Origin of the sequence: Flavobacterium granuli, assembly GCF_031456055.1 — a bacterium.
Taxonomy (GTDB): Bacteria; Bacteroidota; Bacteroidia; order Flavobacteriales; family Flavobacteriaceae; genus Flavobacterium; species Flavobacterium granuli_A.
Genome location: NZ_JAVDTX010000005.1, coordinates 204302 through 221034, shown reverse-complemented (window position 1 = coordinate 221034; position 16733 = coordinate 204302). Strand labels below are relative to the sequence as shown.

Genomic DNA, 16733 nt, shown 5'->3' with positions numbered 1-16733 from the left:
CAAGTCATTGAACTAGAACAAGAAATGAATGCTACAAATCACTTCAAAGTAATTCATGATTTAAAAATTGGAAATGGGTGGGCTGGATGGGTTATTAGATTTTTAATAAACAATTTTATAAGAAACAGATGAAACCCTTTGTTAGGAAACAGGTTCCTGATTAATCTGATATCTTCTTTTTTTCGGCCTTTAGGCACTAAACCCAAAGTGAGGTCAATTAAATCGGCCTCCCTGAAAATTTCTGCTAATGTGGATGATTCAACAGTACTTAATTTGTGATGGTTGTTTATCATCATTTCAACTTCATTTGTATCAGAATAACTTATATTTTGTTTTCTGCAATATTTTCTTGCTAACTCAGCAGAGGGTTCTAAATAGTTGAATGTTTTATGAGTCCAAATGCCAATGTCGTGAAAAGCGGTTGCTATGGATAGTTTTTCCAATTCTTCATATGGTCCCAGTTGTGTTAGTGCAAAATTATAGACTCTATAAACATGATTTCTGTAAGGGGCATAGTTTTCCCCCAATTCGGATCGATAGGTATTTAGTATGCTGTCAATCGTATCGTTTGTGATAATTGGTACCATGTGAAAAAGATTTACACTTCTCTACTATATTATTCAAAGGCGAATAGCGTGCCAATTTGTAATTTCTAAGTTTATATGGGTTTTTGAAATTTTTGAAAAACATAATTTGCGATATATGGTAAATCTTCAAACTCCATTTACGAAATATAGTATATGAGAAGTTGTTGATTGTAATTCTTGAAATTAGATTTATATATAGAACTATAATCGGGGAATTTATTACTGTATTGGTTATCAATGTGTAGACTGGAAAAAATATAAGATGCAAACTTAGTGTTGACATGAAAAAGCCTAACTTTATAGGTGAAAAAAAATCAAGAAAATCTGATTGATAAAGAGCTTTATTGTAAAACTTGTCAACCTATTTCAGGGCGATTCATTTAAAAATTCAATAGTATGATAACGAAAAGACTTTTAATTATTTTATTCAGTGGGGTAACAGTGTTGTCTTGCTGTTCCAAGAATAATTCAAACGGTAATAATGATCCCAATCCTTCTGTTGCAGGTAACCCGGTAGAAACTAATCAACCTAATGCTAAATACAAACCTGCATTTGCAGGACAAACCCGTATCAATGGTGTAAAAACGGTCACTCCATATAAGGCAACTGTTATAACGGATGCTTTATCGAGACCTTGGGGAATTACCAATCTTCCTGATGGGCGTTTACTGATAACAGAAAAAGAAGGAAATATGCGCATTGTTACCAATACAGGTGCCACAAGAAAACCCATTACGGGTATTCCTTCTGTCAATTCAGATGGACAAGGAGGTTTGTTGGGCTTATGCATTGATCCTCAATTTTTATCTAACCGGATGGTGTATTGGGTTTTCTCTGAAAATGTAACTGGAGGCACTTTAACGGCAGTTGCTAAAGGAAGGCTTTCTGATAACGAGACAAGTATAGAAAATGCAATTGTAATTTACAGAGCTAATCCTGCAGCCAATAGTACTTTGCATTATGGAGGACGCATACTTTTTGACTCTTCAGGAAATTTATTAGTAAGTACAGGCGAACGGTCAGATGAATCTACACGACCATTTGCCCAATCGGTAACGGCAGCTATCGGTAAAATAGTAAGAATCACTACAGGTGGTTTACCGGCAACAGGTAATCCAGCATTTACAGGTACAGGTGCATTGCCAGAATTATATAGTATTGGACACAGAAATCCTCAAGGTTTGGCTTTGCATCCAACAACAGGTGATTTATGGCAAAGCGAACATGGACCTCGCGGAGGTGATGAAATCAACCGGGTTCAGCCAGGTGCCAATTATGGCTGGCCAACTATTACTTATGGTATTGAATATAGCGGAGAAGCTGTAAGTGACATTCAGCAGCAAAACGGAATGGAGCAACCAGTGTATTATTGGGATCCTGTTGTATCTCCAAGTGGGATGACATTCTATAAAGGCAATCAAATTCCTGAATGGCAAAACAATTTGTTTATAGGCACTTTAAGTGGCATGCATATTTTGAGATTGGTAATTGAAAACAACCGTGTTGTTGGTGAAGAAAGATTGCTTTCCAGCGAAAATCAACGTTTCAGGGATATTACCCAAGGAGTGGATAATGCCTTGTATGCAATTACTGATGGCGGCAGACTGTATCGCATCAGCAGAAAATAAGATTAATACATTAGCTTTATTCTTTCGATAGCTATATTCGGTTACTGTAAATTTCTTGTTTTAGTTTACTCACGTTGCAAACGCTATAATTTACTTTCTAAGTTTAAGTAGGTACTCGGATGCAGACGGGCATCAGAGAGTATGGACAAACGCGAGCCAGAAGGCGATGACTACGGACTTGTAGTGAAAAGCCTGTTTTGGCATCCTAATTTTGGTCTTCATTTTTTGACTGTATTATTAATAAATTAGGATCTCCACTAAATAATTAGTTAAAATATTAATCAATTAGTTTTGCTACTAATTAATTAGTAGTTATATTTGTCGAAATATTTCTGACTATGATAAAACTAGCTAAGCGAGAAGAACAGATTATGCAGGTCTTTTGGGATTTGAACAAAGCCTTTATTAGGGATATAATTCCATTGCTGCCAGATCCAAAACCCCATTATAACAGTGTGGCGACGATTGTAAAAATTCTTGAGGAAAAAGGGTTTCTGAATCATGAAACGACTGGGAACATGCATTGCTTTTTTCCGGTTATCAGTAGGGAAGAGTATCAGCAATTTGCACTGAAGGATATCGTTAGCCAGTATTTTGATAATTCGTACCCTAGAATGCTTGCTTTTTTTGCAAAAGAGCAAAAGCTTACCGAAAATGAACTTGACGAAATAGTGAACATCATTAAAAATGATAAAGTATGATACCTTATATTTTGTACACAGCCCTTATTCTTTCTGCTTGTCTGGCGTTTTATAAATTGCTTTTGCAGAAAGAAACTTTCTTTCGATTGAACAGGTTTGTCTTGCTTGGTTGCATGGTTTTGGCTTTTATTTTGCCATTGCTTCCGGTTCCACAACAATTATCATTGAGGAAAGACACTGCTGAAAAGCATATTGTTGTAGCGAAAGCAACTGCCGACAAAAGTCAGGTGATGGAGGTGAAATCACCGCCAGTTCAGGAAGTTTTTGTTGAGCAAACGAAACAAACATTTGATGTTGACTTGTTGTTGCAATGGATGGTTTATTTGTATTGGTTTGGCGTATTTATATTTGCGCTTAACTTTTTGATGCAGGCTTGTGTGCTGTTGTATAGAGCGTATTCGTTGTCGGCAATTCAGGATGGGAAATTCCGCATTGTAGAAATAACAGGTGACAAAGCTCCTTGTTCTTTTGCCAACAATATTTTTATCAATCCAGAGAAATACGAATGGGAAACGTATACTCAAATTTTGCAGCATGAAAAAATTCATATTGAGCAAAAACATACCATTGATCTTTTACTTTCGGAGGTTGTTCTTATTTTTCAATGGTTTAATCCTTTTGCATGGCAATGGCGAAAAGCATTGGAGAGCAATCTTGAATTTTTGACTGATAATGAAATGCTGCAGCAGGACACTGTTGAAAAAGAGAGTTATCAGTTCAGTCTGCTCAAAGTGGCGGCACCCCATTTTCCGTTGAGTCTTACAACTAATTATAATCAATCATTAATCAAAAAACGAATCATTATGATGAATTCAAAAAAATCAAGCGTTCACACAACTTGGAAATATTTTTTCTTGTTGCCTTTATTGGTTTTGTTTGCCTGCCTTTTTAATCAACCGGTGGCACAAGGTCAAAACTTAAATTTAAAAGACGAGTCCAAAGAGGCTAATGAACATTCAACCATACAAAATGGGTTGGAAACAGAAGGCAGCTGGTTTGCTGTTATCAAAGGGAATACAGTAAATATTCAATTTAGAAATGGTGAGGAAAATAATTCGTCAAGTACTTTTCAGTTGAGTGAATTGAAAGGACTGACAAAGGACATGAAAGGTGAGTTTACATTGACACGTGAAGCGGGAACTATGAACTTTCAAGGAAAATTTGAAGGAAACAACGGAATGGGAACTTATAAATTTATTGCTGACAAAAACTTCACTAAAGAAATGGCTCAAGAAGGTGTTACTGTTGCCAATGACAGTGATATCATGGTTTTCTTTATGGTAAATGTGAAAGTTTCGTATGTAAAAATGCTAAAGAAAAACGGTTACAAGAATATTGATAAGGATCAATTGATTCCGTTGGCGGCTTTAGATGCTAATGAAGAGTATATTAATTCTATCAAGCAGGCTAATATTCCTGATTTTGATTTGGATGATTTGATTCCTTTTAGATCTTTGGGAATAGACAAAGCCTACATTGATGAGATACGCCAAGCTGGCTATAAAAATATTACTGCGGATAATATTATTGCATTAAAATCTCAAAACGTTAATGGTAAATTTATTACTGATTTTCATAATTCTACTAAAGGCAAAGACGATGATGAATCTGGGGACAATATTATAGCATTTAAATCGATGAATATCGATGCGGCATTTATTGATTCTTTTAAAAAATTGGGGTATAATGATCTTTCAAACGATGATCTTTTGGCTTTGAAATCTTTAAATATTACTCCAGCATATATCCATGAGTTTGAAAAGGTAGGTTATAAAAATCTCAAACCTGATGATTTGTTTGCTTTAAAATCTTTAAATATTACTCCAAAATATATAGGTGAATTTGAAAAGATAGGTTATAAAGACCTCAAACCAGATGATTTGTTTGCTCTGAAATCACAGAATATAACTCCAGATTTAATAAGTGAATACAAAACTTTAGGTTTTAATGACTTGAATGTGGATAATATTGTGGGCGCTAAAACAATGGGAGTTTCACCTGATTTTATTAAATCCATGAAAGATAAGGGACATAATTTTAAAACTCTTGAAAAGTATGTTGAATTGAAAGCTGTTGTTGGCGTTAATTAAAAGAATAAAAAAAAAAAGAGCTGTAAGACTAAAATTGAAGCAAGAAGCCCAAACCGAAAGGAATGGGCTTTGTTTTTTAAAAATATCACTGATACAAAAAATGATAAGATATTATAAGTTATTTTTGTGCCTATTCAAGATATCTATGAAAAATTCTATTTCTATTGTAATCGCTTTCATTTTATTAGCTTGTCAAAATAGTTCCGAGACACTAACAAAACTTTATGGCTTACCAAAAAAGTTAAAAGAAGTTTCGGGGATTGTTTATGCCGATAAGAGTAATTTATTTTGGGCTTTAGAAGACAGTGGTAATGATAATAAAATCTATGGATTGAATGCCAAAAACGGTGTAATTGAGAAGTCGATAACCATAGAAAATGCCTCAAATATAGATTGGGAAGACATCACAAAAGATCAGGCTGGAAATCTGTACATAGGTGATTTTGGCAACAATGATAATGATCGAAAAGATTTATGCATTTATAAAATAGATAAAAATTCATTGAATAAAGAAAATGCTGACCCATCGTACAAAATTTCATTTTCCTATCCCGAACAAAAAGAGTTTCCACCCAAAAAAACAAAATTATTCTTTGATGTAGAAGGTTTTTTTGAACACAAAAATAACTTTTACCTTTTTACCAAAAACCGAAGTAAAGGATTTGATGGAACCGTTTTAGTTTATAAAATTCCAAATAAAGCGGGTTTTCATCAAGCAGTTTTAATTGGAAAATTAAATAGTGGCGATAACTATAATCATTGTGCGATTACCAGTGCCACGATTAGCCCAGATGCTTCGAAAGTAGTTCTTTTAACCCACGATAAAATCATATTGTTGGACAATTTTAAAAGAGATAATTTTCTGAAAGGAAAACAGTCGCTATTGAAATTAAATCATTTTTCCCAAAAAGAAGCGGTTTGTTTTACAAACAGTGAAACTCTCATTATTGCTGACGAAAAGACCAATAAAATTGGCGGAAATGTTTACGAAGTGAGTCTTTCAAAACTAAAATCCGTACCCTAAACCAAAAGCGACTCTGGCTTTATCGTCACCGCTTTTAAAATAAGTAATTCGTCCAGTAATCACATTGAGGCCGTTTATCCATATTCCTCCACCAATGGATTGATGCCATTTATGGGACTCCTCACCATCCAGCCAAACTCTTCCGTAGTCGTAACCGCCTAAAATTCCGTAGGACATTGGTATGACACTTTTTTTGATTTTGCCAATATTCCAGCGTAGATCTGTGCTTTGGTAGAAAGAGGATTTTCCTAAGAATCGTTCGTTTCTGAAACCTCTCAAATCATAATCACCGCCTAACGTAGCTCCTTGATAAAATTCGAAATTGTTATTGAACAGTACTTTTGATTTCAAAATAGTGGCTAAAACTAGCTGACCTTTTGGATCAATTTTATGATTGAAATTAATTTTTGCATCTAATGCTGGAAAATTAGTCTGTGTCTGGTCAATATTCATTTTCCAACTGCCTGCCACCGAAAATCCAAATCCCATTGTAGGCAACGATGGAACATCATAGTTCTCAAAACTATATTTGATTGAGGCTCCCACATACTGTTGGTTATCAAAAACATTTGGGTTTACGGCACCAGGAATGTTGATGTAACGACCGGTAGTTTCTTCTACTCTTAATTTTTCGAACGTTGTGGCAAACTTAATTTCGCTTCCATAACGTCCCACTTTTTTAATGGAAGGCGCAGCTTTTAGCGTTCTCAATCGAACTCGATTGTAATCCATTCCATAAATATCATCATCATTTACGGTTTCATTTCCATAACCAAAATAATTAATGGTAAAGTTTGGACTTGTAAATTTTGCTTCTATATCGAAATCCCATTTACCAAAAGTTCTTGGCAAAGTGCCATTATAAATAAATTCATAACCGCTAGTGGCAAATAAATAATTGGCAACTAATGTGTGTCTTTGAGTGTATGGATATTGATGAAATTTGTTTACCGTGTAGCTTGCCACGAAGCCAAATTTTACTCCATCATCTGGATTGTACCCTCCAAAAGGGAATCCTGCAATAGCATTGTATTTTACTTTTTCGTAGTTATAGAAATTTGGTTCGTAATCATCCGTCAAGAAGGTTTTGGCTTTTGAGTCCAAAGTGTAGGTGTTTGGTTTGGATTTAAAATCGTATATCTTTATTTTTTCTCCGTTTTCAACAATATAGCTGTCATTATTTTGCCCACCAATCAACCGAATTTTTATACCCGATTTAAAGTCTCCTTTTACTTCAAATACATCATCGTCATCCAAACCATAAACCCAAATATTTTTGGTTTTATCAGTATTGAAACTCTTGGTATAAAGTAATTCATCACCATCTTTTTTGAGTCTGTAAACTGATATTTCAGTAATGTTTTTTGAGGTGTGTGTAACGGTAAATTTGTCTTTTTTGTCTGTTCCGACAATCAGAACCGTTTTTTGTAAAATGCTGTAATATTCTTTGGCGTACTGCTGTAGTTTGGTTTTTCTTATTTTTAATTTGTGTTTGATATCTTCAATTGTTTCGTCCTGAACTTCTTTGGGTAAATTAAAAAAAGCATTGTCAATGTCAGCATCAGAAAGATTTTCTTGAATGTATATAGCCTGAGCGATCCATTCTTTTTCAGTAGCTGTTTTTAGGAACTTAATATCTTGCGGATAGGGTTCACGATTTTGCCATTTTACGTTGCGAATATCTTCCTTAAAGCTTTGCATATGGCGCAATGCCGGCATCTTCATTAAAAACCATAAGAGCGCCCCGTCATATTTTGTAAAGGCTTGATCACGATCTCTGGGAATGGGTTTGTACACTATTTTTCCATCTTCATTGTATTCGCCCCAGCGCCATTGATCGCTGTGTCTGTCCCAATCACCAATAAGCATATCAAATAATCGGGCTTTGATGTAGGCAGGTTCATCGATGGTGTATTTTTCATCTTTATGCAAATTTTTCATCAAATCATCAGTGCTGATAATGTCCAATGGTTTGCCTAAACTTTTAGCATCTTTTTGATTGTCTGTTAAATGCTCTTCTACCAAGTACAGTTCATCTCCAAAATTATAATTGAAGCCTTTCAAGATTGGTTCTTTCGGGATATAATATAAATGAGGATTGGTATGGGCAACACCAATTTTGTCAGCAAGATTTCCAACGGCCAATGGTGTGTAAGGGTGGGAGGTAGTGTAAAAATCAAATAAAAAACCTTCGGCATAAGTGTCATCAAACTGATTCGAAACAAACTGATCTTTAAATACTGCTGATTGTAAAAAACGGGAGGTACTTTTTTTAAGGGCACGCATCACATATTCTTTTCCATTTGCATCAGCCAGTCGCAATGATCTTGATTGGTGTCCTCCACCTTCTCTTGTGGGTTTGACTCCACCAAAAAGCGTGTCCAAAGTTGCCGTTTTTGCTTCAATCGGCAGACTGTAATACTTCCGGTAATGTAGGCCAAAAAGGAATTTATGAAAGATAGTTTTTTGGGTCATTTCCTTAGAATAAATCGATGTTGTGGTTGTTGATGCAAATTTTGTAGGCAGATTAGTTGGAGCAACCGTATCCCGAACTTTTATAATAGTTTGTTCGAAAAGTAGTTTTTCTTGTTGGTTTTCATTGCCATAAAAAGACACTTTAGTTTCTCCATTTTTATAAAGTGTTAATGCTGTATAACCGTTGTCGCCGTATGAAAAATCATTCGGATTGACCGCTTTTGCCGCCTCTGATTTTGAACCGGCACCACTAATGATTTGTCGAATATTGCTTTTGTTTATGTATTGTAAATTATGATCGTGACCCGAAACGACAATGACATTTCTTTGATTTTGCAGCAGTGTTTTTACCCGTTTTGTAAAATTGAGATATACTTTATTTTGGATATCCTCTGGGTTGATTCCCGATGTTTTTCGAGTTAAATTGATAGCTGAACCAATAATAGGCAGCGGAATTTTTTGTTCCAAAGGGAAAAGTTCTTTTTCTGGAGAAAATTGTCCACCGTGTGTGCCATTGCTCATCAGCGGGTGGTGAAGCGCAAGAATTACTGTTTTGTCTTGGTTTTTATTTAAAATACTTGCCAGCTCGTCAAAAAAATCTTCACGGGTTTTGATGGTACAATCGTCGTTTATAGTTGGATATTTATCCCAATCTTGTAAAAACCATTGGCTGTCAATGGTGATTAAAGTGATGTTTTTGTCAATTTTCAATTCTTCGATACCACAGTTATTTTGAGGTAGAAAAGCTTTTTTATCATTTAAATAATTGGTTATAAATTTCGATTGACGTTCTAAGCCCGAAGTACCGCTATACCAATCATGATTTCCGGGTATAAAAATGGTTTTTCCTTTGAAGTTCTTGGATAATTCTAACTGTTTTGTGAGTTTGTTTTGAGCTAAAGCATGTTCTTCTGGGAATTTTCCGCTTGGGAATCCTTTGGGATAAATATTGTCGCCAAGAAATAATAGTGTACTTTTTTTATTGGAGTTTTCTAATCTTTTTTCAAGTAATGAAAGTGTTTTTTGGGCTTTGTCTTCATTGGCATTTCCAGCATCTCCAACCAAGAAAAACGTATGGGAAATTTTTGAGGAATCTGTTTCATTTTGAATCGTATGATTTTCTATGTTTTTGCCATATTGGGCGTGGTGTGTAGCGCAAGATTGTAGTATCAAGACCAAAACAATGAAGGCAAAATTGATTAGACTCCCTTTTATGAAACATTTTTTTGAAAATAATCTCATGTTTTGCACTTTAAATTGGTTAGTTTTTAGATTGGCTATTGGTCAAAGATAAGCCCTCTTTTTTATATAAATACAACAATCATACCTTTGATGGATTATGCCTATTAGCAACTGATTGAAGATTTAGTCATTCTGATTTTAGCGAAATGACGAGTTTCGCAATAATTTTTCAACGATATTAAGTAAAGGTAAGTGATTAATCGATTTTACTTTTAAATATTTTAAAATATTGATATACAGAAAGATATTAATGTTTATTTATTCTTCAGTATAAAATGATTTTAAAAAACAATTTCATAATTTAGACGGATAAAATTTTTATATGAGTCTCGTAAATCAAGTTCAGGATTTTGTTTCCAATTTAATGGAAAGTAAACTCTCCCGTGTATATACGTATCATAATTTGGATCATACGACTGGTGTTGTCATTGCCGTGAACAAATTATGTGATGAGGAGAAAGTATCTTCTTCTGATAAAGAAATTTTGCTTGTTGCTGCTTGGTTTCACGATATTGGATATACAAATGGCTGTAAAAATCACGAAGATTCTAGTGTTGAAATCGCAGCTCAATTTTTAAAAGAAAAAGGAAAATCTGAGGAATATATTGATAAAGTTTCCAGTTTAATTAAAACTACAGCTAAGGAATACGTACCTCAAACACTTTTGGAGAAAATAATAAAAGATGCAGATTATTATCACATTCTAGATGATGATTATGTTTCCAATTGTGAAGGCTTGCGGAAAGAATGGGAAAATGTTGAAGGCAAGTTGTTCACAGAACTAGAATGGGCCAAAGAAAATGAATTCTTTTTGTCAAAAATTCACCAGTTTTATACTTCGTATGCGATTGAACATTGGAATTCTTTGAAAGAAAAAAACATAAAACGACTTCAAAAAAAAATAAAGAAAATGAATGAAGAATTGCCTAAAGGGAAAAAAGGAAAAGAGAAAGAAGAAAAACCGGAACGCGGTATAGACACTTTATTCAGAGTTACTTTAGGTAATCATACCCGTTTGAGTGGTATTGCCGACAGTAAAGCAAATATTTTACTTTCCGTAAATGCGATTATTATTTCCATAGCGCTTTCTACATTGATTCCGAAATTAGACAGCCCAAGCAATGCACATTTGATTATTCCAACTTTTATTATGCTGATGTCCAGTGTAATTACCATTATTTTTGCCATTCTTTCGACACGACCAAAAGTGACCAAAGGAATTTTTACAAAAAAAGACATTGAAGACAAGAAAGTGAACCTTCTTTTCTTTGGTAATTTTTACAAAATGCCTTTGGAGGATTATAAGTGGGCGATGAATGAAATGATGAAAGACAGGGAATATCTATACAATTCAATGATTAAGGATTTGTATTATTTGGGAATCGTTTTGGAGAAAAAGTATCGATTACTGCGAATTGCCTACAATGTTTTTATGATTGGAATCGTATTGTCGGTAATCGCTTTTGTATTGGCTTTTAAAGCGCTTGGAGGTTAATTTTGTTCGTTTAATATATCTTGATAGGTAATGTTTTGAGCATAATTTTCAAGATTATTGTTGATTACTTTTACCCTAAAAGCTCTTAATCCTGACACGCCTTGAAGTTCTTCAACTTCAAATTGTTCGATGTTGGGTTCCAGTAATTTTTTGAATTGCAGGTATTTGATGTATTTCAAATATTCGTTTTCTTCAGAATTGTGAGAGTAAACAATAGTGATTTTCTCTTTTTGAGTAATTCGCTCTTTGGTTCCTTTAATATTGGCTTTATCGATGCGTTTTTTGACCACTTCGTAGCGGGCATTGTAGGTTCCATCTACATCAAATCGTTTTTCGTCCATTCTAAAACGGATGGAAATAGGGGAGCTGAACACCAAAATCAACGAAGTAACATCTAATTCATAGGGTAAAGTAGCTTTGAGCAGGTGGTGTTCCATCTCCATTTCGCATAAAGTTTGAAGTTGCCACAATCTTAAATTTTGCAAATAAAGTATGTTGAATGGTTTTGTGGGAGCAATTGATGCGCCAATATAGAGATTGTGTTCTACGCCATCAGTTTTAAATCGTTCGTAATAATGGGGATAAATCAGTTGGGCTTCCACTTGTTTTTTATCCAATACTGCCGCTAGTTTTTTATTGATTACAGACATAGCATTATCAAACTGCTTTCGGGCTTCATAGAACATTCCTGTTTTTTCGTCCAAACTTTCAAAATAATTTTTCGTTGCCGTTTCACTATCAACATCCATTTTGGTGTTTCTCAGGATAGGATGAATTTCAGTTTCAATATAATTCTGGATTTGTTGCTCGGTATCTGCTTTTAATGACGAATCAAGCTCTTTGTCAAAAGACTGCAATTCAAATATTCGTTGTTCCAATAAAACAAGGCTTTCATTTGATTTTTGCTTTTCAAGGAGTTGTATAAGCGTTGTTAATTGGTTTTTTAAATCCTCTTTTACCGTTTCATTTCGATGTTCGGAGGAGCCTTTAATGTCGATTTGACCATAAAGTGGATAGACTTCCTTGAATATGATTTCTTTAAAAATATAGTCTTTATTGGGGCTGTTCGTTTGGTAATATTTGAGTGCTTCTCGTTTAAATTTCCAATACACACTGGAGTGAATGGCGGTATATTCTCTTTGAATAATAGCTTCAATCTGGTGTTGCATATCGATTTTATAGCGTTCCAATGTATCAACGAGATAGGGTAAAACCAAATCCAAATTTGTTGCATTGATGCTGTTGAGTTCCTTTGGCTTTGCCGAAACCAATTCTATGATTCCGAGGATGGTGTCATTTTTTATAACAGGTGCAAAAATACAGCTCTGAATGTCTTGGTTGGTTAAATAAGCTGCTAGTTTTTCATTTCCTGGAATTTTAGAAAATTCCTTTATATCTGAGATTATGATTGATTTTTTGTCTTGTAAAATTGCATCAAGTGAACAACCGTAAATGGTGTTTTTACAATCAGTTTCCTCTAAGTTGTTTAAGATAAAACTATTCATTTCTTTCTCATCGTGAGATGGATTTATGAATTTTTGTTCTTCTTCATTGTAAATGGTAAAACCAATTTTTAAATCGGAAATTTTAAAAATTGATCTAAAAATTGACTCAAAACTTAAACTAGATTTTGTTTTTGATGATTCTGGTTTTAAAAGATTGCTCTTTAAGTTTGATATGGCATTTTCTCTGGTAACATCAATAAGGTTTATTATTCCAAAACCTTTTAAAATCCAACTTTCAATTGGAAATTTTTCTTTCCAAAGGTTAATGTTGTCGTAGTTATTCATCAAAAGATCGATGTCGTCTTGAGAAAGTTTAGGTGCATCTTGAGTTGGAATAATTTCTATAAAATCTGCATTATACAAAATGCGGTAATGGTTCATGATGCCATTTTTGTTGGGAATATCATAGAATAATGGTTTATTAAAGTCAAAATGCTGACCATAATGAGCGTTTAAAATTAAGATACTATTAAAGATGTAAAATTGATCATCCTCAAAATCGCGTATCTCCATATCAAAAGTCATTCCTGCATTTTGAAGAATTTCTTTGAATCTTTCCGTATAATTAAAAGTTATATTCTGAAATGGGATGCTAATAGCTTTAATCTCATTGTGTGTTAATGCGGTAGGGAATAGGTCTGCAAGTAAATTATGGATTAGTTTTTCATGCTGTTTAATGAAGTTTAAATCTTCAATCCCATCCCTAAATTCTGGGAAAGGAGCGATTTCTTTCAGTAGTGCTTTCGCATAATTAGAGCGATAATCTACATTGGTTGCAGCAATTTCCTCTAAATTTTCGATCAATTTATGAAAGGAAATTAGGGTTTTGAATGGGCTTTCTGTAAATGTAGTTTTACTCATAATCGATTGGTAATAATGAATGTAAAATTACGAATAAAGTGATTTGTTTTATTAGATGAATAGATAAAAACTGCAAATTAAGTTAACCAGTATTTTAATTATCTAATAAGTTTACTTCTTCGAAAATAGTTGTCTCTTTTATATTGCTTTATTCTTTTGTTTTTTGTCTCATTGAGGCTTTCTGATTATGAGATATTTTTAATTTTGTTCAACTAACTAAGTGTAATTGATTGATTTTAGAATCCGATGACTTGATTATTAATCATTCAGAAAAAGGTACTCAGAAATGGGGGCTTTTTTAAAATATGGAGATATGACTCAAACAAATCTTTGGATTGTAAATAATTAAAGACATATTAAAGGAAGTTTGTTTTTTATTACAATATAATTATTAAGATAATTATTGCAGTTTTGCGTGTTTTTTATTATATTGGTATTCTCTAAGAGATCATTTTTGTATAAAGTTTTTATTTTCCACAGAGTCTTTTTTTAATGAAACTATTGTGATGGTATGATTTGTGATTGGTTTTAATAGTTTTTAATTCAGTTTTTAGTTATGATAAAAAAAATTCTTATAGTTGATGATCATTTTATTGTAAGATCAGGTATGTCACTTTTATTAGAAAATGAAATTGACGAAGTTCAGATTTTTGGTGCCAATGATTTTCAGGAAGCACTTGCTGAATGTGGGAAGGCTAGCTTTGACTTAGTGATATTAGATATCAATTTGCCTGGCGGAAAAAAATGCTATATGGTAGACGATCTGCGAGAGTTGCAAAAGGATGTGAAAATATTAATATTTTCTGCCCATGACGAGGAAATTTATGCTTTTCGATATATCCAAGCAGGAGCTAATGGGTATTTAAACAAGTTGAGCGATAGTGATACCATTGTAAAAGCTGTAAAAACAGTTTTAGAAGGTGGAAAATATATTTCAACTGATATTTTGGATAAATTTATTGCATTTTCTCAAAACAAAAGAGAAAGTAATAATCCGTTGAACGATCTTACTCATCGCGAATTTGAAATTGCTGAATTTCTTGTAAAAGGATATGGTAATCTTGAGATTGCCAACGAATTGGATATAAAAATGACGACGGTAAGCACCCACAAATTAAATATTTTTAAAAAAACACATATCACCAATATTATTGAATTATCTGAATTGTTTAAAAAATTCAAGGTTGATTAGTTTAAATCTGTTATTATTTCAATTTTAGAGCCTTTACCGTCTTCGCTATAAAATTTTAGATCGCCGTTGAGTATATGAATTAATTCAATAATCATATGTATCCCGATTCCACTGTTTCTCAGCATTAATTTCTCGGTTGACTGTTGATTGCTCAATTGGTTGTAATATAGTAAGTCTTCTTCTTTAAACCCTTTTCCTGTGTCTTCCACAATCAGATATAGTTTTTTGTTTTTAATGTGGCTATATACTTTAATTACTCCATTTTCAGTATTTTTTATAGCATTGTCAAGGATGTTATGAAGAATAACGGATAATATGTCCTTATTTATTTTTGTGGTAACATTATTATCGATTTCATTTATTAAAATGTTATTCGAAGCTTCGGCAATTTCATGGAATAAATTGCATTTTGTTTGCACCAGTTCTTTTAGAAAATAGCTGGAATTTTCAGAAGAGTTTCCTTCAAAGAAAATTTTGGAATAAGTTAATAGGCTATCGATAAAATTGAATAATTGAAGAGTTGAAGAATAGACAGATTTTGTCATTTTTTTAAACTTTTCATCATCATAGACTTTAGATTCTTCATAGATATATTTATTGGTCATTGCCAAATATTTAAGAGGGCTTTTTATATCATGGCTTATGGTTCCTATCAGTTTTTTATGTTGAACAATTTCTGTGGATAATTCGATTTTAGTTTTTTCTAAATCAGTTATAATGTTGTGTAATTGCTCTTTTTTTGTTTTTAGGTCTTTTTCTGAAGCAATTATTTTTTTCAAAGTGATAACATAATAAACGCTTACACTACTAATTATTATTAATATGAAGAAAATATTGATGATGATTAAATTGTCTTTGATTTCTCGGGTTCCATCACCAACAATATTAGAGAATCTATCTGCAGCTGCACCTAGCCTTTCACATATCAAACTAATTTCGGATGAAAGTTTAAGTTTAGTTTGTTTATCTAATTTACCTGTTTTTATTTTTTTATGAACTTCAATGCCTATTTCATGAAGCTGATTTACTGATTGATCAGCATTAGACCACTCTAAGATTGCTTTTTTAAGAAATGGTACAGAATTGAAGTTTTTAAAAACCCAGATTAAATCATCAAAATCTTCTTCTTTGTTTCTCCCGGCCCTAAATCCTCTTTCAGCGATACTATCGTTAAGGTTTTGAGTCAAAGCTTCTCTTGCTATTTGGTCTCCTAGAGGAACACTTATTTCTTCATTAAATGATTTCCAACTTTTATCATTCTCTGTAAATAAATAGGTGATCAAATGGCGAGATGCCTTATTTTGACCTTTAGAGTAATGGGATTCCCCATTTACATATGCTCTTGATGCCGATAAAATTCTAATTGTGATATAATTTATAACAATTAATGAGTTGCATGAAAGAAACAGTATTACATAAAGGATGATTATGTTGTGATTTTTTGATTTTGGAATATTTGTTCTTTCGGCCATTTTTTTGTGTTGTTTGGAGTGTAATTTAGGAAATTTAGTTAATGTTTTTGGTTTTAATTAGCAAGAATTTGCTGTTTTTTATTTTATATTAATTCTTACAAAAAAGCTTAGTACTAATTTGATTTTTCTCTAGAATTAATTCTATACGATTCTAGGTTTTTGTTTGTTTAAATTTTGCTTTTGTCTTTTTGTAAAAGGATAGATTTACATAAGTGTTAGTTTTTTTACATCATTTTAAACTTTGGATAATGTTTTTTAATGGATATTGTGTTAATTTTTAATGTATAGTATTGATTTTTAACTATTAACTCTTTTTTATTGGTTTTTCGAAAATAATAAATAAAACCTTGAATCCTGTTTTGTTTCTAATGTTTAATACATAAGGTCTATGAGAAAAAATTACCCTAATTTTTCGATTAATCAATTTAATCAGATTGCTATACTAGAAACATTGATTCAA

General features: G+C 32.8%; 10 protein-coding genes. 6 read left to right on the top strand and 4 right to left on the bottom strand.

The features are described from left to right. Nucleotides 1-53: 53 nt before the first annotated feature. Nucleotides 54-587, bottom strand: coding sequence for an HD domain-containing protein (locus J2W95_RS11855; RefSeq protein WP_310007229.1), 534 nt, complete (start codon nt 585-587; stop codon nt 54-56). A gap of 396 nt (nt 588-983) precedes the next feature. Here J2W95_RS11855 and J2W95_RS11850 point away from each other — a divergent pair, with 396 nt between their 5' ends. From J2W95_RS11850 to J2W95_RS11835, 4 genes are all read left to right on the top strand, one after another. Continuing rightward, nucleotides 984-2216: a PQQ-dependent sugar dehydrogenase gene (locus J2W95_RS11850; RefSeq protein ID WP_310007227.1), complete on the top strand. Its 1233-nt coding sequence runs from the start codon at nt 984-986 to the stop codon at nt 2214-2216. Between the two features lie 338 nt (nt 2217-2554). Then, complete coding sequence (locus tag J2W95_RS11845; RefSeq protein ID WP_310007225.1) at nt 2555-2917, top strand: BlaI/MecI/CopY family transcriptional regulator; 363 nt, start codon at nt 2555-2557, stop codon at nt 2915-2917. After that, nucleotides 2914-5007, top strand: a complete 2094-nt coding sequence (locus J2W95_RS11840; protein ID WP_310007223.1) for a M56 family metallopeptidase — start codon at nt 2914-2916, stop codon at nt 5005-5007. Before J2W95_RS11845 ends, J2W95_RS11840 begins: the two co-directional genes overlap by 4 nt. 145 nt (nt 5008-5152) lie before the next feature. Next, nucleotides 5153-6031: a hypothetical protein gene (locus J2W95_RS11835; RefSeq protein WP_310007222.1), complete on the top strand. Its 879-nt coding sequence runs from the start codon at nt 5153-5155 to the stop codon at nt 6029-6031. Here J2W95_RS11835 and J2W95_RS11830 read toward each other — a convergent pair. Next, a complete protein-coding gene (locus J2W95_RS11830; RefSeq protein ID WP_310007220.1) occupies nt 6014-9748 on the bottom strand; it encodes a metallophosphoesterase in 3735 nt (1244 codons plus the stop codon). The genes J2W95_RS11835 and J2W95_RS11830 overlap by 18 nt on opposite strands. Nucleotides 9749-10070: 322 nt before the next feature. Here J2W95_RS11830 and J2W95_RS11825 point away from each other — a divergent pair, with 322 nt between their 5' ends. Then, nucleotides 10071-11243 carry a Pycsar system effector family protein gene (locus J2W95_RS11825; RefSeq protein ID WP_310007218.1) on the top strand — a complete coding sequence of 391 codons (1173 nt, stop codon included), beginning with the start codon at nt 10071-10073 and terminating at the stop codon, nt 11241-11243. Here the strand turns inward: J2W95_RS11825 and J2W95_RS11820 are convergent. After that, nucleotides 11240-13609 (bottom strand): GAF domain-containing protein, encoded by a 2370-nt coding sequence (locus tag J2W95_RS11820; RefSeq protein ID WP_310007216.1) that lies wholly within the window; start codon nt 13607-13609, stop codon nt 11240-11242. The two genes, J2W95_RS11825 and J2W95_RS11820, sit on opposite strands and share 4 nt — an antisense overlap. Nucleotides 13610-14165: 556 nt before the next feature. Here J2W95_RS11820 and J2W95_RS11815 point away from each other — a divergent pair. Continuing rightward, nucleotides 14166-14801: a response regulator gene (locus J2W95_RS11815; protein WP_310007214.1), complete on the top strand. Its 636-nt coding sequence runs from the start codon at nt 14166-14168 to the stop codon at nt 14799-14801. Here J2W95_RS11815 and J2W95_RS11810 read toward each other — a convergent pair. Beyond that, nucleotides 14798-16273: a sensor histidine kinase gene (locus J2W95_RS11810; protein WP_310007212.1), complete on the bottom strand. Its 1476-nt coding sequence runs from the start codon at nt 16271-16273 to the stop codon at nt 14798-14800. The genes J2W95_RS11815 and J2W95_RS11810 overlap by 4 nt on opposite strands. Nucleotides 16274-16733: the final 460 nt, after the last annotated feature.